Origin of the sequence: Allolucifera butyrica (assembly GCF_900476375.1) — a bacterium.
Classification (GTDB): domain Bacteria; phylum Bacillota; class Negativicutes; order Sporomusales; family UPPP01; genus Lucifera; species Lucifera butyrica.
Genome location: NZ_UPPP01000068.1, coordinates 61,711 through 87,426, shown reverse-complemented (window position 1 = coordinate 87,426; position 25,716 = coordinate 61,711). Strand labels below are relative to the sequence as shown.

The 25,716-nt window shown below is 49.8% G+C and carries 26 protein-coding genes, 2 rRNA genes and 1 riboswitch; of the genes, 27 read left to right on the top strand and 1 reads right to left on the bottom strand.

Annotated features, from left to right (window positions below):
• The 21 genes from LUCIF_RS10405 to LUCIF_RS10305 form a co-directional block, all read left to right on the top strand.
• Positions 1–111 (top strand): 23S ribosomal RNA (locus tag LUCIF_RS10405); the annotation flags it as partial.
• Positions 112–304: 193 nt separating this feature from the next.
• Positions 305–421: ribosomal RNA gene (gene rrf / locus LUCIF_RS10400) — 5S ribosomal RNA — on the top strand.
• 238 nt (positions 422–659) lie between these two features.
• Complete coding sequence (locus LUCIF_RS10395; RefSeq protein WP_122627826.1) at positions 660–1,175, top strand: YqeG family HAD IIIA-type phosphatase; 516 nt, start codon at positions 660–662, stop codon at positions 1,173–1,175.
• 158 nt (positions 1,176–1,333) lie between these two features.
• Positions 1,334–1,418: riboswitch (cyclic di-GMP riboswitch) on the top strand.
• 95 nt (positions 1,419–1,513) lie between these two features.
• Positions 1,514–3,190 (top strand): type II secretion system ATPase GspE, encoded by a 1,677-nt coding sequence (gene gspE, locus LUCIF_RS10390; RefSeq protein ID WP_122627825.1) that lies wholly within the window; start codon positions 1,514–1,516, stop codon positions 3,188–3,190.
• A gap of 14 nt (positions 3,191–3,204) precedes the next feature.
• Positions 3,205–4,260 carry a type IV pilus twitching motility protein PilT gene (locus LUCIF_RS10385; protein WP_207857411.1) on the top strand — a complete coding sequence of 352 codons (1,056 nt, stop codon included), beginning with the start codon at positions 3,205–3,207 and terminating at the stop codon, positions 4,258–4,260.
• A gap of 28 nt (positions 4,261–4,288) precedes the next feature.
• A complete protein-coding gene (locus LUCIF_RS10380; RefSeq protein WP_122627824.1) occupies positions 4,289–5,512 on the top strand; it encodes a type II secretion system F family protein in 1,224 nt (407 codons plus the stop codon).
• A 24-nt stretch (positions 5,513–5,536) separates the two neighbouring features.
• Positions 5,537–5,932: a competence type IV pilus major pilin ComGC gene (locus tag LUCIF_RS26990; protein ID WP_122627823.1), complete on the top strand. Its 396-nt coding sequence runs from the start codon at positions 5,537–5,539 to the stop codon at positions 5,930–5,932.
• A gap of 87 nt (positions 5,933–6,019) precedes the next feature.
• Entirely contained in the window at positions 6,020–6,808 is a 789-nt protein-coding gene (locus tag LUCIF_RS10370) for a prepilin peptidase (RefSeq protein WP_122627822.1), read from the top strand.
• A 4-nt stretch (positions 6,809–6,812) separates the two neighbouring features.
• On the top strand, positions 6,813–7,265 hold the full coding sequence (locus tag LUCIF_RS10365) for a prepilin-type N-terminal cleavage/methylation domain-containing protein (RefSeq protein ID WP_122627821.1): 453 nt from the start codon (positions 6,813–6,815) through the stop codon (positions 7,263–7,265).
• Between the two features lie 34 nt (positions 7,266–7,299).
• Positions 7,300–7,716, top strand: a complete 417-nt coding sequence (locus LUCIF_RS10360) for a hypothetical protein (protein WP_122627820.1) — start codon at positions 7,300–7,302, stop codon at positions 7,714–7,716.
• An 18-nt stretch (positions 7,717–7,734) separates the two neighbouring features.
• Positions 7,735–8,268 (top strand): PilW family protein, encoded by a 534-nt coding sequence (locus LUCIF_RS10355; RefSeq protein WP_122627819.1) that lies wholly within the window; start codon positions 7,735–7,737, stop codon positions 8,266–8,268.
• 19 nt (positions 8,269–8,287) lie between these two features.
• On the top strand, positions 8,288–9,574 hold the full coding sequence (locus LUCIF_RS10350; protein WP_122627818.1) for a pilus assembly PilX family protein: 1,287 nt from the start codon (positions 8,288–8,290) through the stop codon (positions 9,572–9,574).
• 11 nt (positions 9,575–9,585) lie between these two features.
• Entirely contained in the window at positions 9,586–9,861 is a 276-nt protein-coding gene (locus LUCIF_RS10345; protein ID WP_122627817.1) for a late competence development ComFB family protein, read from the top strand.
• Complete coding sequence (pilM, locus tag LUCIF_RS10340; protein ID WP_165865959.1) at positions 9,845–10,939, top strand: type IV pilus assembly protein PilM; 1,095 nt, start codon at positions 9,845–9,847, stop codon at positions 10,937–10,939. Before LUCIF_RS10345 ends, pilM begins: the two co-directional genes overlap by 17 nt.
• On the top strand, positions 10,936–11,466 hold the full coding sequence (locus tag LUCIF_RS10335) for a PilN domain-containing protein (RefSeq protein WP_122627815.1): 531 nt from the start codon (positions 10,936–10,938) through the stop codon (positions 11,464–11,466). Before pilM ends, LUCIF_RS10335 begins: the two co-directional genes overlap by 4 nt.
• Before the next feature lie 3 nt (positions 11,467–11,469).
• Complete coding sequence (locus tag LUCIF_RS10330) at positions 11,470–12,096, top strand: type IV pilus inner membrane component PilO (protein WP_122627814.1); 627 nt, start codon at positions 11,470–11,472, stop codon at positions 12,094–12,096.
• 72 nt (positions 12,097–12,168) lie between these two features.
• Positions 12,169–13,320 (top strand): chorismate synthase, encoded by a 1,152-nt coding sequence (gene aroC / locus LUCIF_RS10325; RefSeq protein WP_122627813.1) that lies wholly within the window; start codon positions 12,169–12,171, stop codon positions 13,318–13,320.
• Positions 13,321–13,328: 8 nt separating this feature from the next.
• Positions 13,329–13,862, top strand: a complete 534-nt coding sequence (locus tag LUCIF_RS10320) for a shikimate kinase (protein WP_122627833.1) — start codon at positions 13,329–13,331, stop codon at positions 13,860–13,862.
• Entirely contained in the window at positions 13,843–14,931 is a 1,089-nt protein-coding gene (gene aroB, locus LUCIF_RS10315; RefSeq protein ID WP_122627812.1) for a 3-dehydroquinate synthase, read from the top strand. The genes LUCIF_RS10320 and aroB overlap by 20 nt, the downstream gene beginning before the upstream one ends.
• Before the next feature lie 98 nt (positions 14,932–15,029).
• A complete protein-coding gene (locus tag LUCIF_RS10310; RefSeq protein ID WP_207857407.1) occupies positions 15,030–16,151 on the top strand; it encodes an efflux RND transporter periplasmic adaptor subunit in 1,122 nt (373 codons plus the stop codon).
• Complete coding sequence (locus LUCIF_RS10305; protein ID WP_122627810.1) at positions 16,151–19,240, top strand: efflux RND transporter permease subunit; 3,090 nt, start codon at positions 16,151–16,153, stop codon at positions 19,238–19,240. The genes LUCIF_RS10310 and LUCIF_RS10305 overlap by 1 nt, the downstream gene beginning before the upstream one ends.
• A 31-nt stretch (positions 19,241–19,271) precedes the next feature.
• On the opposite strand, the gene LUCIF_RS10300 is transcribed toward LUCIF_RS10305, so the two are convergent.
• The gene (locus tag LUCIF_RS10300) at positions 19,272–19,469 is read right to left on the bottom strand and encodes a hypothetical protein (RefSeq protein WP_122627809.1); all 198 of its coding nucleotides are present in this window, start codon (positions 19,467–19,469) and stop codon (positions 19,272–19,274) included.
• Positions 19,470–19,730: 261 nt separating this feature from the next.
• On the opposite strand from LUCIF_RS10300, the gene LUCIF_RS10295 reads away from it, so the two are divergent.
• From LUCIF_RS10295 to LUCIF_RS10270, 6 genes are all read left to right on the top strand, one after another.
• Positions 19,731–20,774, top strand: coding sequence for an HD-GYP domain-containing protein (locus LUCIF_RS10295; protein ID WP_126720590.1), 1,044 nt, complete (start codon positions 19,731–19,733; stop codon positions 20,772–20,774).
• Between the two features lie 184 nt (positions 20,775–20,958).
• A complete protein-coding gene (locus LUCIF_RS10290) occupies positions 20,959–21,414 on the top strand; it encodes a hypothetical protein (RefSeq protein WP_122627807.1) in 456 nt (151 codons plus the stop codon).
• A gap of 151 nt (positions 21,415–21,565) precedes the next feature.
• Positions 21,566–22,318, top strand: coding sequence for a nickel pincer cofactor biosynthesis protein LarB (gene larB / locus LUCIF_RS10285; protein ID WP_122627806.1), 753 nt, complete (start codon positions 21,566–21,568; stop codon positions 22,316–22,318).
• 6 nt (positions 22,319–22,324) lie between these two features.
• Entirely contained in the window at positions 22,325–23,509 is a 1,185-nt protein-coding gene (larC, locus tag LUCIF_RS10280; protein WP_122627805.1) for a nickel pincer cofactor biosynthesis protein LarC, read from the top strand.
• Between the two features lie 15 nt (positions 23,510–23,524).
• Positions 23,525–24,472, top strand: a complete 948-nt coding sequence (rnhC, locus tag LUCIF_RS10275) for a ribonuclease HIII (RefSeq protein ID WP_122627804.1) — start codon at positions 23,525–23,527, stop codon at positions 24,470–24,472.
• 78 nt (positions 24,473–24,550) lie between these two features.
• Positions 24,551–25,642 (top strand): HD-GYP domain-containing protein, encoded by a 1,092-nt coding sequence (locus LUCIF_RS10270; protein WP_122627803.1) that lies wholly within the window; start codon positions 24,551–24,553, stop codon positions 25,640–25,642.
• Positions 25,643–25,716: the final 74 nt, after the last annotated feature.

Sequence of the window (25,716 nt, the reverse complement as noted above, 5' to 3'; positions counted from 1 at the left end):
CATAGTGTAGACTAGTAAGACCCCTTAGAGATGATAAGGTAGATAGGCCAGGTGTGGAAGTCCTGTAAGGGATGAAGCTGACTGGTACTAATCGGTCGAGGGCTTGACTTCATTTTTTGCTCATCCTTTCTTCTGTGAAGTTTTGAGGGAACAAATTCTCTCTTGTATATACGAAGACTGTTCAGAATGTCACAGCTGCTAGGCGGAGTGAGGACGTGACCGGAATCGTACTGGTAAGTACGTTGGAGGGAACGCCCGGAACGACAACAACGCAGATGGGGCGTTATCAACAGTCGGATATAAATCCGGTGGCGATCGCTGTGGGGATCCACCTGTTCCCATACCGAACACAGTAGTTAAGCCCACAAACGCCGAAAGTACTTGGCTGGAAACGGCCTGGAAGGATAGGAAGTTGCCGGTTCGCAAAAACGCTTATCATTTTGATAAGCGTTTTTTGTATTATAAAGGATTTGCGATGATAACTCGGAAGGATGGATGCTGGCGCATCCTTTGAAAATATCCTGTATGTCGCAGACTATCTGCCTTAAGTTGACTAGAAGTATTTACATAATTGCTCCCTTTAAGACGGATGGCTTTTGATTTTTCTATATTACATGATATAATTCAAGTCACGAGATATATTTTAAGGAGGTGCTTGATTGCATAACTTATTGCATCCCGGGCTGATGGTGAATTCGTTGTATGATATTAACCCGGAAGAGTTAAAACAAAAAGGCATCCGGGGCGTGATTTTTGATTTGGATAATACCATTATTCCCTGGGGTACTTCCGAGATGTGTCCGCAGATTACAGAATGGATCCGTAATCTTTTGAACGCCGGATTTAAGATCAGCTTAGTGTCTAATAATAAACAAAGACGGGTGCAGGAAATAGCGGAGCGGTTCGACATTCCCTTTGTGGCCCGGGCTTGCAAGCCGGCCAAAACCGGTTTTCGCCAGGCCGTAGCCGCTATGAATCTGAATATGGACCAGGTAGCCGTAGTGGGTGATCAACTTTTTACCGACATACTGGGGGGGAATCGTCTGGGGCTGTTCACGATTTGGGTTTTGCCGTTAAGCAGCCGGGAGTTTATCGGTACGAAAATACACCGTTTTTTCGAGAAGCTTGCCGTATGTTTATTGTTTAGTAAAAATGACAGACCGAGAAAAAAGTAGAATTATAAGAGATTTGGTTAAACCAAGTCTTTTTTTGTTTTGGAAAAAAGCACCATTTTACAAATAATTAAATTTGCGTTAAAGCTTTACAAAATCAGCAGGAATCACGCTGAATAAATCGAATATCAGACAATGTTATCAAAATAGAATAGAACGTTAACAATCTTGGATGCGACGAAGTTTAGTAATCAGATGGGCACTTTATACTAAGCGGAGCAACTAGTGCAACCGGCCAGGATGCAGGGTTCTTTGTTTCTTTGCGTCTCACGGTTGTTTTTTTTATACATAGAGCTTCTCGTCAACGATCTTTTTAGCAGCTTCACATAAGGTGGTGGCCTATGCGGAAAACTCGCAAGCGTCTTGGCGATTTACTAATTGAAACAGGGTTATTGACGCCGGAACAGTTGGAAAAGGCGCTGAATGTACAGAAAAAAACCAATGAACGGCTGGGAAGAGTGCTTATCAATCAGGGGTATTTGTCGGAAGAAAGCATGATTGAAGTGCTTGAATTTCAGCTTGGCGTGCCTCACGTGGACCTGATAAATGTACAGTTGGATAAAGAAGCAGGTCATTTGATTCCCTCATCCCTGGCGGAGAAATATCAAGTGATTCCCATTAAAAAAGAAGGCCGCAAACTAACCCTGGCAATGGTTGACCCGACGAATTTTTTCGCAATTGACGACGTACGGATGGTCAGCGGCTGTGATGTCGAACCGGTTATTGCCGCCGAAAGGGCAATTCAGCGGGCTATCAGCGCCGTGTACGGCGTGACGGCCCTGGTGGAGAAAGCAGTGAATCAGCTTCGCCCGGAAGAGGCCGGTCTAACGGCGGAAGTGCAAACAGCCGATGATGCGCCGATTATCGGGATTGTCAATTCTTTGTTTAGTCAGGCTGTGCGCGAACGGGCCAGCGATATTCATATTGAACCGCAGGATAAGACTTTGCGGGTCCGCTTTCGTATTGACGGCGTATTAAGAGAAATTTCTTCCTTTCCCCGGGACCTTCATGCCGCGATTATTTCGCGGATCAAAATTATGAGCGACATGGATATTGCTGAAAAGCGGCTGCCTCAGGACGGCCGCATTAAGCTGCGGGAAGCCGGCCGCGAAATCGATATCCGCGTATCAACCCTGCCGACGATTCTGGGTGAAAAAGCGGTTATGCGGATTCTGGATAAAAAAGCGGTCATCCTTGATATTAAAAAGCTGGGTTTCTCCCCGGAAAATCTTCGCCGCTATCAAAATTTATTTACCCGGTCGTACGGGATGATTCTGGTTACGGGTCCCACGGGATCAGGAAAAACCACTACGCTATATTCCACCTTGACCGAGCTCAATTCTCCCGGCAAGAACATTATCACCGTCGAAGACCCGGTAGAATACCGTCTGGAAGGTGTCAATCAGGTGCAGGTGAATCAGAAAGCCGGCTTGACTTTTGCCGGTGGATTGCGGTCGATCTTGCGGCAGGACCCGAACATTGTCATGATCGGTGAGATCCGGGACCGGGAAACCGCCGACATTGCCGTGCGGGCGGCGTTGACGGGGCATCTGGTTCTCAGCACCCTCCATACCAATGACGCGCCGGGGGCGGTTACCCGCCTGATTGATATGGGGGTGGAACCTTTTTTAGTCGCGTCCTCTGTGTTGGGAGTCGTAGCTCAGCGCCTGATACGGCTCATTTGTCCGGAGTGTAAAAGGCCCTACCATCCGGCGCCGGATTCTACGGAGCGGGTATTTTTAGGCATTGAACCACAGCGCGATATTACACTGTACCGGGGGACAGGCTGTTCCGCTTGCGGCCGCACCGGCTACCGGGGCCGGATGTCGATTCATGAGGTGATGCCGGTCAGCGCCAAAATCCGGGAGTTAATCAACCTGCGGGTTGCGGCGGATGAAATTGGCCAGACTGCTTCTCAGGAAAGCATGTTATCCATGCGGGAAGACGGCATACAAAAAGCCCTGACGGGACTGACAACCGTAGAAGAAGTTATGCGGGTCGCCTATGCAGGAATCTAACGGAGGCCAATAAAATGATGGAAACCCTACTGCGCACGGCGGTGGAACGCCGTGCGTCCGATTTACATATTACGGTGGGTGTGCCGCCGATTTTACGGATTAACGGCAGTCTGATCCCCACCGACTTTCCCCCTCTGACCTACCGCGATACGGCGGCTTTGTTCGAAGCCATTGCATCCCAGGAACAGCAGCAGCAGTTTAGTGAGTCGGGAGATTTGGATTTTTCCTTTGCCATTCCCGGCGTCAGCCGCTTCCGGGTCAACGCCTTTCGCCAGCGGGGTTCCGTGGCGATTGCCATCCGGATTGTCAACGAAAATATTCCGACTCTGGAACAACTGGGTCATCCCGAAGCAGTCAGGGCGCTGGCCCGGCTGCCGCGGGGACTGGTACTGGTTACCGGACCTACGGGCAGCGGCAAGTCGACTACCCTGGCGGCCATGCTGTCCCTGATAAACCGGGAACGGGCCTGCCATATCATTACCCTGGAAGATCCTATCGAATATTTGCACAAACATAATAAAAGCATTGTCAATCAGCGGGAAATTCATGCCGATACCAAATCCTTTACCAATGCACTCCGTTCGGCCCTCCGGGAAGATCCGGACGTCATTCTGGTGGGGGAAATGCGGGACGCGGAAACAATCGGCATCGCCGTGACGGCGGCCGAAACAGGCCATCTGGTTTTTGCCACGCTGCACACCAGTGACGCCGCCCAAACCATCGACCGGATTATCGACGTCTTTCCGCCTTATCAGCAGCAGCAGGTCCGGATTCAGCTCTCCCTCACCCTGCAGGGCATTATCTGTCAGCAGCTTTTGCCCCGGACCGACGGCGCAGGAAGGGTAGCGGCACTGGAAATATTAATGGCAAATCCGGCGGTCCGCAACCTGATCCGTGAGGGGAAAACCCACCAGTTGGTTTCCGTGATCCAGACAGGGGCCCGGTTTGGCATGCAGTCCATGGATTTATCCCTGCGCGATTTGTATCGCCAAGGCATTGTTTCCTATGAAGAAGCCTTGGCCAGAGCCATTAATCAGGAGACTTTTATGCGTCTGGCCAACGGTTCGTAATCAAGCGGAAAATTAGGAGAGAAGCCCAATGTCCAAAACCTTTACCTATAAAGCAAAAGACCGGCTGGGGCAGGTGTTTGAGGGCAGTATTCTGGCCGAAAGCGAAGCTGCCGTGGCCATTCATATTCGGGAAAAAGGATATTTCATTACTCAGATTAGGGAACAGCGCCGTACGGCTTCGCTTCTCGGCCGTCTGGAAGAATGGCAGGGGGTCAAAATTAAGGAACTGGCCGTATTCTGCCGGCAGTTTGCTACCATGGTGGACGCGGGGGTTCCCTTAATTACGTGCCTGAATATTTTAATTGAACAGGCCGGCAGCAAGCGTCTGAAAACGGTGCTGCAAGATGTTTACAAACGGGTACGGGAAGGGGAAGCCCTTTCGCGGGCCATGGCGGACTATCCCCGTGTTTTTCCCGAGATTATGGTCAACATGATTGAGGCCGGCGAAGTGGGCGGCGTCATGGATGACATGCTGACCCGCCTGGCGGCGCATTTTGAAAAAGAGTACAAATTAAATGAAAAAGTGAAATCTTCCCTGACCTATCCGGCGGTAGTCATCAGCATGGCCGTGGTGGTCGTCATTTTCATCCTGACTTTTGTGTTGCCGACCTTTATGAACATGTTTAAAAACATGAAGGTAGAACTGCCCATGCCAACCCGCATGCTGCTGGCGATCAGCGGTTTTTTGCGGCAGGACTGGCCGCTGCTTATCGTTCTTTTGCTGGCCGGAACCATTGGATTGGGTTTTGCTTATAAACAGGAACGAGTCCGGTTTTTCATCGATTCGTTCCTGCTGCGTCTGCCGGTGTACGGCGTACTGCTGCGGAAAATCGCCATTGCCCGGTTTAGCCGTACTTTAAGTACCCTGGTCCGGGGCGGGGTCTCCCTGATCACGGCGCTGGAAGTTGTCAAACGGACAACGGGCAATCTGAATATGATAACCGCCCTGACCAGGGCGCAAAAGGACGTGAAAGAGGGCTTGTCTCTGGCCAATACGCTGGCAGCCTGCCAGGTTTTCACGCCAATGGTGGTGCAGATGACCGCCATTGGCGAAGAAAGCGGCACCCTGGACACCATGCTGGAAAAGATCGCCGACTTTTACGAAAATGAAGTGGATGATATGGTCGGACGGCTAAGCAGCATCATGGAGCCGGTGATTGTCGGGATATTGGGAGTGGTAATCGGCTTTATTGTTATATCAATTATGCTGCCGCTCTTTGATGTCATAACCAATGTGAATGCTTTTAAATAATTACCAAGAAAGGAGGTGACTATTATGTTTGTTAATTTGAAAAACAAAATGAAGTGCCAACGAGGATTTACGCTCATTGAATTGTTGGTTGTGATTGCAATTATCGGGGTTTTAGCTGCTATTGCTGTACCCAAATATGTTAACAGTATTGCGTCAGCGAATACGGCTAAGGTACAGGCAGACTTAAGTGCGATTGATACGGCCAGTCAACTGTTTATGTCTAATAGCGGTGGCGCTGTTCCGGCTAACATTGCTGCATTAGTGCCTACTTATTTGGCCGTAGCTCCTACTCCTCCAACGGGTAATTATATCATTGGCGGTGCTACTAAAAATGCTGCTATCGCTTATGGCATAAATGGCGACGGACGTGGGATTGCTACTATTGGCAACAGCACGTATACCGCGGACACGTTTCACTGATAATTTTACGCCAATACGATGGGTGTGTATACAGCCAGGAGGTTAATAGGTTCCTGGCTGTATATCTAAATTAAATATTGGATTTTTATGAATGCAATTTATGAGTTATTTACTGGAGGCGTCTCTTTGCAATATTTTCTTATTGTTCTGTTTGGCCTACTAATTGGCAGTTTTCTTAATGTTTGTATTTACCGCTTACCCAGAGGGGAATCTTTACTTTTTCCGCCTTCTCATTGCATGTCCTGTAGCCGGCGGCTGAAACCGTTGGATCTTATTCCGGTAGTCAGTTTTATTTTGCTAGGCGGCAAATGCCGCTATTGCGGGACTCCTTTTTCTTCCCGTTATATAGTTGTGGAACTCCTAACGGCCTGTTTATATATTGGCTGTTTACTGATTTTCGGTTTATCGGCGGGACTGATTCGTTCTCTTATATTTGTTTCTTTTTTAATCGTGATTACTTTCATTGACTATGACCACCAGCTCATTTTGGACAAGGTGCTGATTTGGTTTGCCGGAGCGGGTGTTTTGATAAATTGGATAACGGGGAGTCTGCCGTTGGGGAACATGGTTCTTGCAGCTCTGCTGGGCGGCGGCTTGTTGTTGCTGGTCGCCGTGGTCAGCCGCGGCGGCATGGGCGGCGGTGATGTGAAGTTTGCCGCGGCGTTGGGGCTGTGGCTGGGCTGGCAACTGACATTGTTGGCATTATTGCTGTCGTTTTTCCTGGGGGGACTGGGTGGCGCCATTTTGATGCTGCTGAAAATAAAAGGCCGCAAGGATTTTATCCCTTTTGGCCCGTTTATCGCGCTAGGAGCTTTTATCAGCCTGTTGTACGGCTATCGGATTCTTGCCTGGTACCTGGCTAATTTTCTGAGGTGACGCCATGAGAGAGTGGGGTTTTACGCTGGTTGAGCTGGTGATTACGATTGCGATTATCGGTATTGTGGCGCTGATTGCCGTTCCCCGGATCGGCCAGTCCCTGGCGCAGCGGGACCTGGACAATACGGCCCGGCAGCTGGCCGCCGACATCCGCTGGCTGCAGCAGCAAGCGGTGAATGCGGGCGATGATGGTACGGCGGCCTTGTATACCATTACCTTTGCCAACGGGTCTCCCTATGGTTACAGTATTACATACGGCTCTCAGAGTCTTAAATATGTTACCTATCCTTCCCGGGTGATTACAACCGGCACCCTAAGTCCAATCACATTTACTGCCGCCGGCGTACCGTTTGCGGGAGGGAAAACCATTGTTTTCGAGCATACGGGGATTAACCGGTTTGAGAACGTATTTATTGAGCCGGTAGTCGGGCGGGTCCGGGTAGGTCCGATCCACTAATTTCGCCGGAATAAATGTCGGAGGAGATTAGCCGATGAAGCGGGAATGGCGTTGCGGCGGTTACTTGCTGCTGGACGCGGTTTTGACCCTGTTTATTGTTAGCGTAGCTTTGCTGGCCATTGCCGGGGTATTTTTGCAAACAACCAAAGCCAATACTGCGGCCAGCCGGCGTACGGTTGCCGCGGGTTTGGCCCAGCAGCAGATGGAAAATTTAAAACAACAGCCCGATGCGTTCTGGGATGTTCATAATAATTCTTCCGAAACTCAGGTCCAAACCGGTCCGCAAGGGGAGAATTATACAATGCGAACCGATTATGCCGTTGCCGAAGATACCGACAAAGGGAAGTTGATCCAAGCTACCGTTACGGTATCCTGGAAGGAAGCCGGCTCGAATCCCAGCGTGCAATTGGTAACTTATTATTTGTGGAAGGCAAAAGTTCCGCAATATTAGCTGCAGCGGGAGTGAACTATGAAACGGGTAGTACAAACCCAGTCCGGAATTATGTTGGTCGAATTACTGGTGGGATTGCTCATCGGCACGCTGCTGTTGTCGGCGGCAGTTAGTATCTTGTCAACGTCCGTTACGGTCTGGCAGACTGGCATTAGCCGGGCGGACCTGCAAGAGACGGCCCGGATCGCTGTGGATACTATTATCCGGGATCTGCGCTATGCAACTTCAGTCACGTTAAATAGCGCCACCGGCACGATTACAATTATACGGCCGGACGGTGACACGGTCATCTATGGTGTGAATTCTAAAACCCAAACGCTGTGCCAGACAATTAATAACGGCTCGTCCCTTCCCTTCGCCGGCAACGGGGTAAACAATCAGCCGGGGAACATCCGGATTGTTCCTAACAGCGGCGATACAGCCATGTTTACCAGCCCTGCGGACAAACAGCTCCGGGTATTGGTTACGGTTCAGGATGGGAGTACGGGCATTACAGTTGCTCTGGAGAGTAGTATCGTGTGTTTGGGCGCCAGAAACTTTACCGTGAACTGAGACGATGGAGGATAAGCAAATGCGGGGGACGAGCAGGCCGGCGTGGCAATGCCAGAAAGGATTCTCATCCATAATAGCCGTCATTGTCATGATGTTACTGGGGGTCATTGGGGCCGGGCTTACGAGTGTCATTATCGCGGAAAGCAAAATGTCATCTTCTTATAATAATAAAATTGCGGCCCAATATCTGGCCGAAGCGGGCGTACGGCGGGCTGTCCTTGAATTATTGAATGATCCCGCCTGGACCGGAACGCAAGGTTCTGTGCTGTTAGGAAACGGGACCTACCTTGTCAGTATAGCCGGCAACGGGGATAACCGGACCATTACCTCCCAAGGGGTCATTGGAACAAAAGGAACAATGAATTATGCCCACCAGCAGGCGGTAGTCAATGTTACCCTTGGCTCGTCAAATCTGTCTCAGGCGTTTACCTATGCGGCTTTTGTCGGCTTTGACGGAAAAGCATCCGTAACATTATCCAATAGCAGTTCGAGTATATATGGGAATCTCGGCAGTTACTTAAGCCAGATTTACTATGTCTGGTATTATACGGCAAGTGTCCCCAGTGTGTATGACGGACAGTTTATACCGAATCAGACAGTTACACAGCCGGCTGTTCCATCTACTTCGGTTTCCCTGACGCCGGACGATTACAAAACGCAGAATGGTGTCGCTACACCTACTCTGCCGCAAGACTGCTACAACGGCACCGGTGATTACAGCAATATGTCAGGGTTGTACTATGTTGACAGAGCTTTTCAGCTCAATGGGCCGTCTTTTATAACCAGGAGTACGGCAACTATATTTGTAAATGGAAGTGCGGAATTCAATAGCAACTTAGGCGACAATTTTACAATTATCACAACCGGGAATATTAGTGTTAACAGCGATATTGGCAGCAATATCACCATAATTACGACAGGAAATGTAGCTTTTAATAATACAAATCTTGGTGACAACGTCACGGTATATGCCGATAGTGTAAATTTTAACAGCGGAGGAAAAAAGGGGACCTGGGGCGGGAATATGAAAGTCTATGTGCAGGGCGATGCCAATATATACCGTACCTTAGGCGATGATGCGCTGGTTATGGCGAACGGCAACATGCATATTACCCAGACTGGCCCGGAAAATGCAGTCTTATATTCAGGTGGAACACTGACCTATGACGGAGCCAATGTAACGGGTTCCGTCGCAGCGGGAAGCATGGTCATGAATGGAGGCACCATTACCTACAGTAAATCAGTAGTAGACCAGGTATTGGGCACTTCCTCCGGCTTTACAATTAATTCCTGGAATAATCAATAGGAGGCATGTATATGGAACTGAAAAATTATATGGAACAGATGGTTTGGAACAACCTGGACGAAGTATTGGATGCGTATCCAAAGGCTTGTAAATGTGAAAAGTGCCGTTATGACATCGTCGCGCTGGCGCTGAACTTTTTGCCGCCGCGTTATGTGGTAACGGACAAGGGCGGGACCTATACCCGCATCAAGGCCTTGGAGCAGCAATTTAATGTTGACATCATTACGGCGCTTTCCAATGCGATTAAAATTGTCAACTCGGAACCGCATCATGAAGCAGTTCAGTGAAGTGCTGCGTTCCTCCCTACTGGGTTGGCTGCGACGGCGGTCCCACAGGTTATTGGGAGTTGATTTAGGCGGCAGCGCCGTGAAAGTCGCCGAAATTGTTTTCCAGCGAGGTATGCCGTCGTTAAATCGTTTCGACATCGCCGCATTGTCGTCCTATTCGCTGGATAGCCAGGGAATGGTGGACCGGGAAATGGTGAGTGAGGCGCTCCGGCAGGCTGTGGCGAGAAGCGGAGCTGCCTGCCGGGAGGCGGTGGTCGCCCTCAGCGGCCGCCAGGTTTCGGTCCGGGAATTGTCGTTTCCGCCGATGACCCGGGAGGAGCTGAAGGAAGCCATCAAATGGGATCTGGAAAACTATGTGCCCTATCCGCCGGAAAATTGTTATTATGATTTTACTGTCCTCGGGGCAAGGGCCGAAGAGGAGGAAACCCGTGTTTTGCTGGTGGCGGCAATGAAGGAAACGGTGGATGAAACGGTGGGTATCGTAAAAGACGCCGGCTTGATTCCGGTGGCGGTGGACATTGAACCGTTAGCTCTCTGCCGCACCGTGCCGGATGGGGAAAATTCCCTGATTATCGATCTGGGTGGTCTATTTTCGCAAATTATTGTTTTTCAAAACGGGGTGCCTGTTATTAACCGCTCTATCAATATTGGCGGTAACCGCTTTACGGAGGTGCTGATGCAAACCCTGGACCTGGAATTTTCCGAGGCAGAGCGTCTCAAACAGCGGCAGCAGGGCCTGCTACAGCCTGTTGCCGGGGAGGGCGAGGATTCGGCGGTGCACCGTCAACTGCAGCTGTTGGTGCAGGAATTGGGGCGGGAGACACGCCGCACCATGGAATATTATCAGGTTCAGTATAAAAACGCCTCTGTGGACCGGGTCATACTCAGCGGCGGTGCGGCACAACTGGGCAATCTGGCTTCGCAGATGGCATTGCAAATCGACGATACGCCGGTAATCACTCACCAGCCCTTTCAGAATTTGAATCTGAATCCTTCCTTTGCTCCCGAACAAGTGCGGGAAAGTGCCAATCAACTGGCTGTCGCCGTGGGTCTGGCCTTGTACGGAGGCGAGTTATGATTCGTATTAATCTGCTGCCGCCGCAGGAACGACGCCCTATGTGGCCGGTCAAATCCATGGTCATGGGACTGGGAATGCTGATTTTTCTGGTATGTATAGGCCTATACGGTTATAATCAATATCGCATATGGAATTGGGAGCGGCAAATTGCTGCGGTCCGCAATCAGATGGAATTATTGCGTCCCACTGAAAGCCGGATGATAACCGCCAGGAATAAACAACAGAGAATGAACGCCAAGAATCAAATTCTTATTGCTTTAACCAAGGAAAGAAGGCCCTGGTATGCCGCACTGGCCCGTCTCGGTTCCCTGCTGCCGCCCGAAGTCTGGCTGACCGGTTTAAGCGCGACGGAGAAAAACGGGATTCAAGTGAACGGATTGGCCGGCAATTATACGGAAGTCGCTTCCTTTCTAAAACGTCTGGAGCAGGATGAACATTTCAGCGAACCGCTGTTAATCAAGGCTGACCAGAATGCCGCGGCAGCGATAACCAAGTTTGAGATCAACCTGAAGCTCAAGGGGATGTAGACTGTGAAACGCTGGGATGCATTAGATATTAAATATAAACTTGCTTTGGCGGCCGCCGGTCTGGTATTGCTGGCAGGCTTATTTATTGCGGGAGTAGTCGTTCCTCAGGAACGGACCATCCAAAGGCTCAAGGGACAGTATCAGGCGGAACGGGGCCGGGTGGAGGTCGTTGAGGCGTTTGCTCAGGCCCATCCCGATCCTGACCGGTATCTGGCCGATGTTGACAAGCAAATTGCCTTAACCGACAATATGTTGCCGGACAACGTGGAAGTTAGCGGTTTTATGGCTCAGGTTGAAAAAAGCAGTCGCGACAGCGGAAGCCAATTGGTGGAAGTCAAACCGGGACAGGCAGCGGCGAAGTCCGGTTATCAGGAAATTCCCATCGAGATTACGGTGCGCGGGCACTATTTTGCCATCATGAATTTTATGGTCAAACTGCAGGACGGTCCGCGCTTTAGTATTGTTAAAAATATAGACATGCATGTTCAGTCCGGTAAGAACGCATCCAGCTCTTCCCCCGAGCTGGAAGGGAATTTAGCCGTTACCATCTACAGTTACGGGAATGCCAAGCCGAAGGCGAATGCCGCTCCGGGACCGCACTCTGTGGGGAAACTAAATAAAAATCAGTAAAAAATTGGCCTTTATGGCCAATTTTGTTATAATGTAGACTATAATTAGTTTAGGTGATAATGGGGTGAAAGCATGTTCCGTTTTTTAACTTCCGGTGAGTCTCACGGAGCTTGCCTAACGGCAACGATTGAAGGACTGCCGGCGGGAATTCAAATTGACGTGGACAAGATTAACAAGGAACTGGCGCGCCGTCAGCAGGGGTATGGCCGGGGCGGACGCATGAAGATTGAAAAAGACAGCGTGGAAATTGTTTCCGGTGTCCGGTTTGGCTTTACTTTGGGCAGCCCTGTGACGTTGATTATACGCAACCGGGACTGGGCCAACTGGGAAGAGCGGATGGCTGTTGAGGGATCGGAACACGGTGACCGGGTAATTTGTCCGCGGCCGGGGCATGCCGATTTAAGCGGTGTCCTTAAATATCAGCGTCAGGATGTACGCGATATTTTAGAACGGGCCAGTGCCCGGGAAACGGCGGCCAGAGTCGCCGTCGGCAGTATTGCCCGGCAAGTGCTGGCAGCCTGCGGCATTTGTGTCGCTTCGCATGTGACTGACATTGGCGGTGCTGCCGTTGCCCCGAAAAGCAGGAGTATTGCAGAAATTCTCCGGGACAAGGAAGGTTCGGATCTTGGCTGTGTGGAACCGGCGGCAGAACAAAAAATGAAACAATTGATTCAGGCGGCTAAAGAACAGGGGGATTCCCTGGGGGGAGTTTTCGAAGTGGTGGCGGAAAATATAATGCCGGGGCTGGGCAGCTACGTTCATTGGGACCGGCGGCTGGATACCCGTTTGGCGGCGGCGGTCATGTCGATTCCGGCCATTAAAGGCGTGGAAATCGGCGCCGGCTTTGAATATGCGGCTTTACCCGGCAGTATGGCCCATGACGAAATCTTTTATGAGCCGGAGCGGGGTGTTTACCGCCAGACCAATCGGGCCGGCGGCATCGAAGGCGGTATGACCAATGGGCAGCCGGTGGTTGTACGGGCGGTCATGAAACCGATTCCTACCTTGATGACACCGCTGGCGTCGGTAAATATAGCCACCCATGAGGCAGTGAAAGCCAATACCGAGCGGAGCGATGTTTGTGCTGTATCGGCGGCGGCGGTTGTCGGCGAGGCTATGACGGCGATTGTACTGGCGGAATCCCTGTTGGAAAAGTTTGGCGGGGACAGTATGGAGGACATAATCACGGCCGTCAGACATTATCAGCGGCGGATAGCCTGGTGAAGGAAGCCATGAAGAATGTAGTATTAACCGGCTTCATGGGTTCCGGTAAGACAAGCACGGGACGGCTCCTGGCCGGTCGAATGAACCGGCCGTTTATTGACACGGATCAGAAAATTGAACAGGAAACCGGAATGACGATCAGCGAAATATTCCGGGTTTATGGGGAGGCGTATTTTCGTCAGAAGGAACGGGACCTGATTAATAAGGTGTCACGCTATACCAATACGGTAATTGCCACCGGCGGCGGAACGGTCATGAATCTTGACAGCATGAACCGTTTAAAAGCCAACGGCGTTATCATATCCTTGACGGCGGCGCTACCGGTAATACTGGAACGGACGGGAAGGCGCACGCACCGTCCGGTGCTGGAATGTCCCGACAAGTGCGCTCTGGTAACGAGGCTGTTCAGGGAACGGGCAGAATTATACCGTAAGGCGGACTATTCCGTTGATACCAGTGTATATTCACCGCAGGAGGTTGTCGAGCAGATCATTAACTTTTTGCGGCAGGGAGGTTATTGGCTTGGAAGAAGTAAAGGTTGATTTAGGGATTCATTCGTATCCTATTTATATTTCACCGGGAAGTATCGGCTATTTAGGGGAATGGCTGTCGCAAGCGGATTTTTCAACCAGAACGCTGGTTGTATCCGATACGACGGTCGGCCCTTTATATGGCGAGACGGTTGTTGCTTCCTTGCAGGCAAACGGATTTGCCGCCGAATTGGTCTGTGTCGCCGCGGGGGAAGCATCCAAGTGTTTGACGGCGGCGGAAAAAATATATACTCAGGCCATTCTGGCCGGCTTAGACCGGAAATCGACCATCATCGCTCTGGGGGGCGGCGTCGTCGGTGACCTGGCAGGATTTGCGGCGGCCACCTATTTGCGGGGGGTTCCTTTTATCCAGGTGCCTACGACGCTATTGGCCCAGGTGGATTCGAGCGTCGGTGGGAAAGTGGCCGTTGACCACATACTGGGGAAAAACCTGATTGGGGCTTTTTATCAACCGAAGCTGGTTGTTATTGATCCGGCGGTGCTGGAAACTTTACCGGACCGGGAATTAAAGGCCGGACTGGCGGAAGTGGTTAAACATGGCGTCATTGCCGACAATGATTTTTTTGCTTTTTTAAATGATAATTCGCCGGCCATCTTGGCGAAGGACCCGGCGGTTTTATCCCGGATTATCCGCCGCAACTGTGAAATTAAAGCTTCCGTGGTAGAACAGGATGAACGGGAAGCCAATTTACGTATGATCTTAAACTTTGGCCATACCATCGGCCATGCCATTGAAGCCGGCGCCGGCTTTGAACGCTACCGGCACGGCGAAGCTATTGCTATCGGTATGCATGGCGCGGCGCTGCTCAGCCGGTATCTTGGCTTATGCCGTGAAGACACCGTTTTGGCGCTAAAGAACACCCTGCTCCGGTTTGGTCTGCCGGTGCAAAGCAGCGAGTGCCGAGCGGAGCAGTTACTTTCCTTTATTGAGCGGGATAAAAAGAATATCAGCGGCAGCATTAACTGGGTTCTCCTGGAGGATATCGGCCGGGTAACGATCCGTTCCGACGTGCCGGCCGACCTGGTGAAGCGGGTGCTGACCGAGATTACAGGCATTTAACGGCAGTCTGATATTATTATTTTATTGTAAATTTTAAAGGGTTCATTTATGCTTGCGGAGAATAAGAGGCAAGCATAATTTTTTTAGGAGGAACCAGCTTGGTTACAAGAGCGAAAAGGACAGGTATGGTTGCGCTGATTGTTGCAATCGTGCTGGCAGGAATTGCCGGTTATCGGATTCATGCCAATCTTGCCGCTAATAAAGCACGGGCCGGCAAAGTATCGCAGGGATTGGCCGTTGCGGTGGAAACCGGCCCGGTCGCAAGGCGGGACATTATTCCTGTAGCCAGTTTTTCAGCGAATTTGGAGCCCTTATGGAGTGCTGATATTGCCGCTAAAGTGGACGGGCGGATCGACCGGCTGCCGGTGGATGAAGGGGACAAAGTCCGGTCCGGTTCCCTGCTGGCCACGCTGGATACGAACGAACTGGCGGCCCAGGTGGCGCAGGCGGAGGGAACCCTGTATTCCGACAAGGCGAACTTGGAACAGGCGAGTTTGGACTTAAAGCGGACCCAAGAACTGGCCGCCCAGGATGCGGTGTCCGCCCAGGCTCTCGATACGGCGAGAATTAAAAGAGATTTGGCCGTCGGACAGGTCAGGGCGGCCCAGGGTAATTTAGACCTGCTGCAAGCCCGCCTGAATAATGCCAATATTGTGGCACCCCGGGACGGAATTGTCACGAAACGTTATATTCAAGCCGGGTCCTATACGAAAGCGGGGTCACCGATTATAACCCTTGCCGATATGACTTCCTTATTAGCCAAAGCCACTGTCGGTGAGGGGGAAATTACGGGAATTGTTATTGGGCAGCCGGTAAACGTGAAGGTTAGCGCTCTGGGGGACAAAACATTCGCGGGAAAAATAACCCGGATTTCTCCTGCCGCCAGCCTGCCGGCCCGTACATTTACCGTGGAAATTACCATTCCCGATCCGCAAAATATCCTAAAAGCCGGCATGTTTGCCAGCGTGGATATTCCGGGCCAAGTGCATAAACAGGCGCTGGCGGTGCCGGAAAGTGCCCTGGTAATGCGCGAAGACCAGAAGACGGTTTATGTTGTTGACGACGAGAACAAAGTAAGGCAGAAAGTTCTGCGCCTGGGATATGTCGGCGGCGGCTGGGCGGAAGTTTTGGACGGCGTGCAGGAAGGAGAACGGATTGTTATAGCCGGTCAGAATAAGTTAAGAGATGGGGCGCCGGTTTCGACCGGGGGTGGCAATTAATGGGGATCACGACCTTTATCAAGCGGCCCGTCTTTACAACAATGGTTGTTTTGCTCCTGGTCGTGCTGGGTCTTAGCGCGTATCCTATTCTGGGGATTGACTTGTATCCGGATGTGGATCTTCCGGTTGTTACCGTTACGGTTACCTATACGGGCGCTTCACCGGAGGAAATGGAGAGTCTCGTAACCAAGCCGATCGAGGACGCCGTCAGTTCGGTTTCCAGTATTAAGACGTTATCGTCGATTACCCGGGAAGGGTATTCGCAAACCATCCTGGAATTTGATTTTGGCACAGACCCCAAATTGGCCGCCAATGATGTCCGGGAGAAAGTGGCGGGGATCCGGAAAAAACTTCCCGACCAGATTGATGAGCCGGCGGTTCAGCGCTTTGACATCAGCGCCCAGGCTATTGTGTATTTTAGTCTTTCCTCGGACAGCCGGCCGCGGGGTGAAATCCGCAAGCTGGCCGTTGATGTTGTCAAAGATGAACTGCAACGGCTGGACGGGGTGGCCGATGTCAGTGTATATGGGGCAAACGACCGGGAAATCCATATTTTTGCCGATCCGAAAAAACTGGCGGCTTACAATATCAGTGCCACTCAGATTCTGAATGCCGTTAACAGCCAGAATATCAATACGCCCGGCGGCAGAGTGAATGAAGCGGGTACGGAGATTACCGTCCGTACGATAGGGAAATTTGCCAATATTGATGATATCGGCAATTTAGTGGTTGCCAATTTTAACGGGAACCCCGTACGGGTTAAGGATGTGGCCACGGTTCAGGACGGCTGGGGGGAAGAACGGGTTTATGCCCGGACCAACGGAAAACCGAGTGTCTTAATTGCCGTTCAGAAGCAATCGGGAACCAATACGGTGGAAGTTGCCGAACGGGTTAAACAGAAAATGGAATCTTTGCGGGCCCTATTACCCTCCGACATTCAGATTACCACTGTCCGGGACGGGTCCGTATATATCCGCAATAGCGTGGATGACGTTATGGCCTCGTTATTTTTCGGCGGACTCCTGGCGGTTATCATTACTTTTTTGTTTCTGCAAAACGCCAGGGCTACTCTCATTGGCGCCCTGGCGATCCCAACATCAATTATTGCTACGTTTTTTCTGCTGAAAATAATGCATTTTACTTTAAATAATATGTCGCTCATGGGACTCAGTCTGGCAGTCGGCATATTGATTGACGATGCGATCGTGGTTATTGAAAATATTTACCGCCATCTTGAACAGGGAAAGTCTCCCCTGGAAGCAGCCCGGGACGGCACGCAGGAGATTGCGCTGGCGGTGTTGGCGACAACATTTTCCATTCTGGCCGTATTTGTACCGGTCGGCAATATGGGAGAGGTTATCGGCCAATTTTTTCGCCAGTTTGGGTTAACCATTGCTTTTGCCGTTGCCTTTTCGCTGTTTGTCGCTTTTTCGCTTACCCCCATGCTTTCGGCTTACTGGCTGAAACGGCCGGTAAAGCAGGACCGGTCTAATCTGGTTGAAAAGTTACTAAGTTGCTGGGAAGCCGGATTTTTAGCGGTGCGGGAAATCTATATTAAGACGTTGCGCTGGGCACTAAAGCGGCCGAAAAAGCTGGTAGCCCTGGCGGTTTTATCTTTGGTTTTAAATGCAATGCTGCTGCCGTTTTTAGGGACGGAGTTTCAGCCTTCCTATGATTCCGGTGAATTCTCCATTTCCTTGGCCGCTCCTTCGGGAACTTCAATCGAGAAAATGAAAGAACTGCTTGCACCGGTTGAGGCCGAGGTTTTAAAAATTCCTGGTCTGGAATCGGCGTTTCTGGTGCTTGGTTCACAATCCCAGCCTGTTTATAAAGGCTTTATCGGCGTGCATCTGGTCCCTGCGGACAAGCGCAAGAGCAGTATGTTTGACATTATGGACGAATTGCGGATTAAATTTCGTAATGTAAAGGGACTTAAAATTGCCGTCCAGAATAATCAAGGTGTCGGACGGGGGGATTCGCGGCCGGTACAAATCGGCCTGCGTGGTCCGGACTTGCAGAAACTGAATCAGTATGCCAACGAGTTGGCTGACCGGATCCGTCAGATTTCCGGTACGACGGACGTTGATATTTCCAGTGAACAGTATGAACCGGAGATTCAGGTTCGCTTTGACCCTGCCAGGGCCGGGGAAATGGGGGTTAATGCGACCGATGCCGGTGATGCCATCCAAACGGCCTTTCTCGGGGAAACTACCAAGAATAAATATAACATTAATGATAATGATTATGATATCCGGGTGCAACTATTTGACCGTGACCGGTTAAACATCAGTGACGTGGCGAATTTACGCATTGCGGGGAAAGACAATACCTTTGTGCGGCTTGGCGATATTGCGGCGGTAAAGCTGACTTCCGGTCCGACCCAGATTGACCGAGAGGGGCGGCAGCGGCAGGTAATTGTCTATGCCAATACGGTGGGAATTGCTTCCGGTGATGTCATTAATAAAATTACCAGCCAAATTATGCCTGAAATGAATTTACCTATTGGTTATTCTTATAAACTGGTCGGTCAGGCTCAAACCATGAAAGATTCCTTTAAAGAAATAGCCCGGGCCTTGATTCTGGCAGTTGTTCTTATTTACATGGTGCTGGCCGCTCAGTTTGAAAGTTTTATTCACCCGTTTACCATCATGCTTTCCCTGCCATTTTCTTTGATTGGCGCCATACTTGGCCTGTTGATCGCCGGTAAAACCATCAACATTATTTCACTCATTGGCGTCATTATGCTGATGGGGCTGGTAACCAAGAATGCTATCCTGCTGGTTGACTATACGAATCAATTGCGCAGTAAAGGGATAGAAATTAATGAGGCATTGGTGGAAGCCGGCACGGTGCGGCTGCGTCCTATTTTGATGACTACGCTCGCCATGATTTTCGGCATGGCGCCGATCGCCCTGGGCCTTGGAGCGGGGGCAGAACTCCGGCAGTCTATGGGCGTGGTTTTAGCCGGCGGATTGATTACTTCGACCTTCCTGACCCTGATTATTGTCCCGCTGGTATATCTGTTAATTGATGCAATACAAAATTATTTTAAGGGCCATAAGAGCACGAAACGAACCCTGGACGTTTAAGCCTAAGCCAAAAAAGGAACTCCCTCGCTAATCACGGGGAGTTCTTTTTTAGATTCTTTATTTCTTCTTCCAATTTTTTATTATTCGCATCAATAACATCCAGAATCGCTTTAATCATGGACATCAAAGCCCTCTGAAACGCCTCGCCGTCGGGGTTTTTTTCCATTCTCTCTTCGTAAAATTTTTTGTGCAGTTTACCTAGTTCTTTACGAGAATAACCGAGACTCATCGTTTTCACCGCCTGAAAAAAGAATTATATTATACAACCTTCAACATAGTGCTACAAAATCCTCTTGGAATTTTGCCGGAAAGTTCCCGGAAACAACCTAGTGGTCTGTAAACTCTAAAGCTACAGGATGAATTGCGAGAGGTTTTTCGTCCTGCGAGGCGGGGGAGGCGCGCATAAACCGTTTTTCCCATGGATTGGCAGGATATATAAAACCGGCTGTCGAATTTTTATATAAAGAACAATGGGTTGACAAATTCGGGGGTGCGGATCATAAAACGAATTTCCGTACGAGAAGTTAAGGAAAACATGGTTTTGGATGACGATGTGCTGGACAGCAACGGCAAGGTGCTTTTTGCGGCAGGAATCCGGCTGACTAGCGATTATGTCAGACGGCTGGCCAAATTAAATATTCCTTTTATTTCTGTCAGGGAACCGATAAAAGAGAACCGGGAGTATGCGGTAGTGAGGGGAATTGCCGGGGCAGCGGTACGCCGGCGTCTGATCAAAGGGGTGGAAGAAGCCTTTTCCGGCAAAGGCCGTTTACTGAAACAACTTCCTTATCTGCGGCAATATATTAAGCAGGTTATCCGGGAATTGTCTGGAACGGAACAAGTTTTGCTTTACTTGGAGGAATTGCAAACCAGCAGCGACTATTTATTCATCCATAGCGTCAATGTATGTCTATTTGCCATCGCCCTGGGAAAGGCGATGGCTTTGAATGAAGAGGAAATTTCAGTACTGGGTTTGGGAGCGCTTTTGCATGATCTGGGGAAAACACAAATACCCCGGAATATTTTAGATAAAAAGGGGCCCTTGACACCGGAAGAGTTTGCGTTAGTTCGAGGTCATGTAATCATTGGCGGTGAGATTCTCAGCCGGGATTGTCAACTGGATGAACGGGTTTTGTTTATCGCCTTGCAGCATCACGAACGATATGATGGTGCGGGTTATCCCCACAGCCTGAAATTTGAGCAAATTCATCCCCTGGCCCGTATTGTTTCCGTGGCCGATGTGTATGATGCACTGACAACGGACCGGGTTTACCGGCCCCAAATTGAATCCAGTACGGCCATTCAACTGATATTGGGCGGCAGCCGGACTTATTTTGATCCGGGGGTATTGAAAACGTTTAAAAGGATTGCCGTTCCCTATGGGATTGGCTGTTCCGTAAAGCTCAATAACGGGCTGAGCGGCGCCGTGCTTCGACTAAACAGCGGTGATTTGGGCCGGCCGGTTATCTGGACTTTAAAAGGGGCTGTCAACTTGCTGCATGAACCGGAACTGCAGATTATAAAAGCAATGTAACGGATACAAAGTAAGTTTCCATAGCTGGAATACTTGCTTTGTTTTTTGTTGTTCCTCACATTTACGGCTAAAGAAATATAAGCAGTGAATCCGTAAAAATACATTCCAAGACTAAACATAATGCGTAGAACCGGAATAGTATATTATAGATTGAATTGACACACTGCGGCCGGGAGGTGGGGCAATGCTGGGACGGGACACGGAATTAAACGATATTTTACTATTAATGCAGTTGCAAAATAAATACATCACTCAATTGTGCAAGGTAGTGTATTCGCTATATACCGATCTAAATTTAGCGAACAATATGGAATTCCAAGAGTTTACCACGCACTTTGTGTCCTTTGGGCAAAACCATTTTAACAGTGAAGGTTTTGGGCAGGCGATTGATGCAATACAAATATATCATTACGGCTTATTGGAACAATTGTTGGACGGGCATGTACTCGGGGCGGCGGAACAACTTGAACTGGCGATCAGTCATCTGGAGGTGGCCATAAGGGAACCCCGCACTTGTGCCAATCCTCAGATCGTTGTTCTGAACCAGGGCTTGATATTATTGGAGGAAAACCTGCTGAAGATAATTGAAACCCTGGAGGCTTTGCTGGAAAACCGCCGTGAAAAACAGTTTCCCAATTGAAGCAGTTGACAGTATCGCGGATATCTGCTTACAATATAATATATGTTCAAAAAATATAAGGGCTGAAGCCCTTGCTTTTGTGTCTGAAGACATGATTTTCCCCGGGGAATATTATGTCTTTTTTTTACGAACTTTTGAGAGGTGAGAAGAAATGAACGTAGAAAATTTACGGCAAACATTGGAAAAGTTTCATTCCGGTGAGATTTCTCTGGAAGATACTGTGAATTTGCTGAAGAATTTACCCTATGAGGATCTGGGGTTTGCTAAAATTGATCACCACCGCCTGATGAGGCAGGGTTTTCCCGAGGTTGTTTTTTGTCAGGGAAAAACGGTGGACCAGGTTGTTAAAATTGTGCAAAATCTGGCACAATGTAATAACAATATTTTAGCCAGCCGGGCTACGCCGGAAATGTTTCAGGCCGTGAAAGAAATTGTCCCTGATGCGCAATATATAGAAATAGCCAAAATGATTGTGGTTGAAAGAGAGAAAAAGAAATCCGGCACGGAGCGATTTATCCTGGTTATGACAGCCGGGACCAGTGATATGCCGGTAGCGGAGGAAGCGGCCGTGACAGCGGAGGTGATGGGCAACTCCGTTCGCCGGGTATATGACGTGGGAGTTGCCGGCATTCATCGCCTGCTGGCCCAACATGAAATTTTACAGGCGGCCAACGTAATTATCGTCGTCGCCGGTATGGAAGGTGCATTAGCCAGTGTTGTCGGCGGCATGGTTGCCAAACCGGTTATTGCCGTTCCGACCAGTGTGGGATATGGGGCTAACTTTGGCGGGTTGTCCGCACTTTTAAGTATGTTGAACAGTTGTGCCGCCGGTGTCGCCGTAGTGAACATTGACAACGGATTCGGAGCAGGCCGTTTGGCAAGTATAATCAATCAGATGAGGTGATTTTTTGTGAAAGCTTTGTATTTAGACTGTTTTGCCGGAATCAGCGGTAATATGCTGCTAGGGGCCTTGTTGGATGCGGGTGTGCCGGAGGATCTTTTCAGGAAAACACTGGCAAGCCTGCCGCTGTCCGGTTATGAATTAATCATTCAGCGGGTGAATAAAGGAGGAATTGACGCTAATTATGTGGATGTAAAACTGGCGGAGCATGACCATCATCACCGGCATTTAGCGGATATTTTCCGGATTATTGAGCAAGCACCCCTGGAAGAGGCTGTAAAAGAACAGAGCAAAAGAGTCTTTTCGGTCCTGGCTGCCGCCGAGGCCAAAGTTCATGGCACTACGCCGGACAAGATCCACTTTCATGAGGTCGGTGCGGTGGATGCGATCGTTGATATCCTCGGAACGGTATGGTGTCTCAATTATTTAGGTGTACAACAGATTTTTGCCTCCAAACTGCATGTCGGTTCCGGCTCCGTTTTATGCAGTCATGGGTGGATGCCTGTTCCCGCTCCGGCGACAGCCGAATTGTTAATTGGAATTCCATATTATAGCGGTGACATAGCCAAGGAACTGGTTACGCCAACGGGAGCGGCCATATTGGCGGCCTTGGGAACCGGATTCGGCCGGATGCCGGAAAACTTCCTCAGCGAGAAAATCGGCTATGGTGCCGGTACCTGGGATTTGGCAATACCGAATGTGCTGCGGTTGCAACTTGGTTCCATAAGTTCTGCCGCTAAGGATGAAGTTATACTGCTGGAAACCAATATCGACGATTTGAATCCGCAGGCTTATTCCTATATCCTGGACAGACTTTTGAATAGCGGGGCGCTTGATGCCTGGCTGACACCGGTTATTATGAAAAAAAGCCGTCCGGCGGTCCTGTTGTCCGTGCTAATGCCGCAAGACAAACAGGATATCATTACAGACATACTGTTCGCTGAGACTTCCACCATTGGTGTGCGCTATTTCCCGGTAGAACGGACCAAGGCACAGCGGCAGATTCATAATGTTTCAACCCCTTGGGGGATGGCGCGGGTCAAGATCAGCACCTATCGGGGGGCTACCATCAACGTATCGCCTGAGTTTGAAGACTGTAAAAGCCTGGCTGAAGAGCACGGAGTGCCGTTTAAACAGATATGGCAGGAAATATGGCAATTAGGAATGAAACTGGCCGCGAATGAGCGTACATAGGACGGTGGAGAAAAAGTGAATAGTCTCGAAGAACGCGTTGCTCAACTGAAGCAGGATTTGGCGGCGGCCGGTTTTCGTGTTGTCGCCGAGCGGTCCATTGCTTATGGCATCCAATTTACAGTAGGCAAGAATAACAGTAAAGTTCCCGTCAATGTTTACCAGGGGAAAAAGGGGATCAGCATTACCGTTGGCGGTTCGCAGCAAGATCCTTGCCGGGAAGAGGCGGCCGCGATTATTCGCGGGGATGCCGTTCATGACGCCGGACGGGAAAAGAAGAATCTCCCCGGGAGACCACCCGGTTTTGAACAGGTGGCTGATTTTGATTTTTCCTGGATTGGTACTGATGAATCCGGTAAAGGAGATTACTTCGGACCACTGGTAGTAGCCGGTGTCCTGGTGGATAAAATTACGGCCGAACAGTTATTAGCCTGCGGTGTAAAAGACTCGAAGGCCCTTACGGATGAGAAAAACAGGGCGTTGGCTGATCAAATCCGTACTTTGTGTTCCGGCCGCTATGTCGAATTGGAATTCATGCCGGCGGATTATAACCGCTTGTATCAGCAATTTCAGGCAACGGGGAAAAATTTGAATCATCTGTTAGCCTGGGCGCATGCCCGGGTTATTGAAGATATATTAGAAAGGCATTCTTGCCGGTTTGCCCTGGCGGATCAGTTCGCCGCCGAATCGTATCTGACTTCCAGTTTAATGGCGAAAGGAAAAACCATTACGCTGGTGCAGGAACACCGGGCAGAACGCAACATAGCTGTAGCCGCCGCCTCGATTTTGGCCCGGGACCGCTTTCTGGCCTGTATGAATTTGTTATCCGAACGGTTTAAGATGACCTTTCCGAAGGGCGCCTCCGCCATGGTGCGGGAGGCGGCCCGCCGGTTTGTGAAGCAGAACGGGCGGGAACAGCTTACCGCCGTAAGTAAACTGCATTTTAAGACAACGGAAGAATTATAGGTAAAGAGCACCGGTTTTGGCAGGAAAAAACATATTTATGTAAGAATTATAGATAATAAGTTTGAAAGGAGTGACATTATGCCCCACTACATAATTAAACGCCTTAATCTTCCGGATGTAAAACCCGGGATGGTTGTCGGTGCTATGCTGTTGACGGAAAAAGGAAGATTAGCTTTAGATGTCGGCACGGTTTTAACGGAAAACTTGATTGAGCGTTTGGTTAATTGGGGCATTCGCGTTGTTGATGTTCGCCTGGAAGCCGAGGAACCCGAGCCCCCTGCCTGGAGGGGTCTGGAAGTGAATCCTGCCCTCCTTGAGAGACAAAGAAAATTTGATCATGGTTATGAAGATACGGTTCGAGCCATTAAGACATCTTTTGATACGATGCGTTATTTCCGGGAAGTACCGATTCACGATATGAAAGAATTGGCTGAAACGTCGATTGATTCCCTTATTGAATTGTCTGGGGTGGTCAATCATCTTCATATGGCACGGCGTCCCAACGACTACACCTTCTGCCATTCCGTCAATGTAGCCGTGCTATGCGGTGTTTTAGGACGCTGGCTTGGTTATACCGGAGAGGTTTTAAAATCACTGATCCTGGCCGGTTTGTTGCATGATGTGGGAAAAACGCAGGTTCCTCTGTCAATCTTAAATAAACCGGGAAAACTGTCATCGCCGGAAATGGAATCGGTCAAGCAGCACACTACGCTTGGATACAAAATGGTGCGTGATATTCCCGGCTTAACGGAAGACGTTTTATTCGGCGTACTGCAGCATCATGAGCGGATGGACGGCAGCGGCTATCCTTTCAGGGTGCCGGGCGAAAAAATTCATCCTTTTGGTAAAATTATTGCTATTGCCGATATTTATGACGCTATGACCTCCGACAGAGTATATCATAATAAAGTAACGCCCTTTGAGGTGGTGGCATCCCTTTGGAGGGAAATGTACGATAAGCTGGATCCCGGCATTTGCGGCGTTTTTCTCAATAATGTCCGCGATTATTTCTTGGGGAATCATGTGGAATTGAGCGACGGCCGGGAGGCGGAAGTGGTACTGATGGGACAGACGGCGGCGGACCGCCCGGTTGTACGCGCGAACGACGGGACTTTTATCGACCTTGAAAAGGATAAGAATATCAGTATTGTAAAATTAACTTCTGCATAACGAGCCTGCTTAAAAAGAGGCAGATACCAAGGTTTAACTGGAAGAAAAGTATGATCCCATGAATAAATGCGCCG

Coding starts and splice junctions, on each gene's coding strand:
- gspE (WP_122627825.1), top strand. CDS start 1,514: ATGCGGAAAACTCGCAAGCGTCTTGGCGATTTACTAATTGAAACAGGG.
- LUCIF_RS10385 (WP_207857411.1), top strand. CDS start 3,205: ATGATGGAAACCCTACTGCGCACGGCGGTGGAACGCCGTGCGTCCGAT.
- LUCIF_RS10380 (WP_122627824.1), top strand. CDS start 4,289: ATGTCCAAAACCTTTACCTATAAAGCAAAAGACCGGCTGGGGCAGGTG.
- LUCIF_RS26990 (WP_122627823.1), top strand. CDS start 5,537: ATGTTTGTTAATTTGAAAAACAAAATGAAGTGCCAACGAGGATTTACG.
- LUCIF_RS10370 (WP_122627822.1), top strand. CDS start 6,020: ATGAATGCAATTTATGAGTTATTTACTGGAGGCGTCTCTTTGCAATAT.
- LUCIF_RS10365 (WP_122627821.1), top strand. CDS start 6,813: ATGAGAGAGTGGGGTTTTACGCTGGTTGAGCTGGTGATTACGATTGCG.
- LUCIF_RS10360 (WP_122627820.1), top strand. CDS start 7,300: ATGAAGCGGGAATGGCGTTGCGGCGGTTACTTGCTGCTGGACGCGGTT.
- LUCIF_RS10355 (WP_122627819.1), top strand. CDS start 7,735: ATGAAACGGGTAGTACAAACCCAGTCCGGAATTATGTTGGTCGAATTA.
- LUCIF_RS10350 (WP_122627818.1), top strand. CDS start 8,288: ATGCGGGGGACGAGCAGGCCGGCGTGGCAATGCCAGAAAGGATTCTCA.
- LUCIF_RS10345 (WP_122627817.1), top strand. CDS start 9,586: ATGGAACTGAAAAATTATATGGAACAGATGGTTTGGAACAACCTGGAC.
- pilM (WP_165865959.1), top strand. CDS start 9,845: ATGAAGCAGTTCAGTGAAGTGCTGCGTTCCTCCCTACTGGGTTGGCTG.
- LUCIF_RS10335 (WP_122627815.1), top strand. CDS start 10,936: ATGATTCGTATTAATCTGCTGCCGCCGCAGGAACGACGCCCTATGTGG.
- aroC (WP_122627813.1), top strand. CDS start 12,169: ATGTTCCGTTTTTTAACTTCCGGTGAGTCTCACGGAGCTTGCCTAACG.
- LUCIF_RS10320 (WP_122627833.1), top strand. CDS start 13,329: ATGAAGAATGTAGTATTAACCGGCTTCATGGGTTCCGGTAAGACAAGC.
- LUCIF_RS10305 (WP_122627810.1), top strand. CDS start 16,151: ATGGGGATCACGACCTTTATCAAGCGGCCCGTCTTTACAACAATGGTT.
- LUCIF_RS10300 (WP_122627809.1), bottom strand. CDS start 19,469: ATGAGTCTCGGTTATTCTCGTAAAGAACTAGGTAAACTGCACAAAAAA.
- LUCIF_RS10290 (WP_122627807.1), top strand. CDS start 20,959: ATGCTGGGACGGGACACGGAATTAAACGATATTTTACTATTAATGCAG.
- larB (WP_122627806.1), top strand. CDS start 21,566: ATGAACGTAGAAAATTTACGGCAAACATTGGAAAAGTTTCATTCCGGT.
- LUCIF_RS10270 (WP_122627803.1), top strand. CDS start 24,551: ATGCCCCACTACATAATTAAACGCCTTAATCTTCCGGATGTAAAACCC.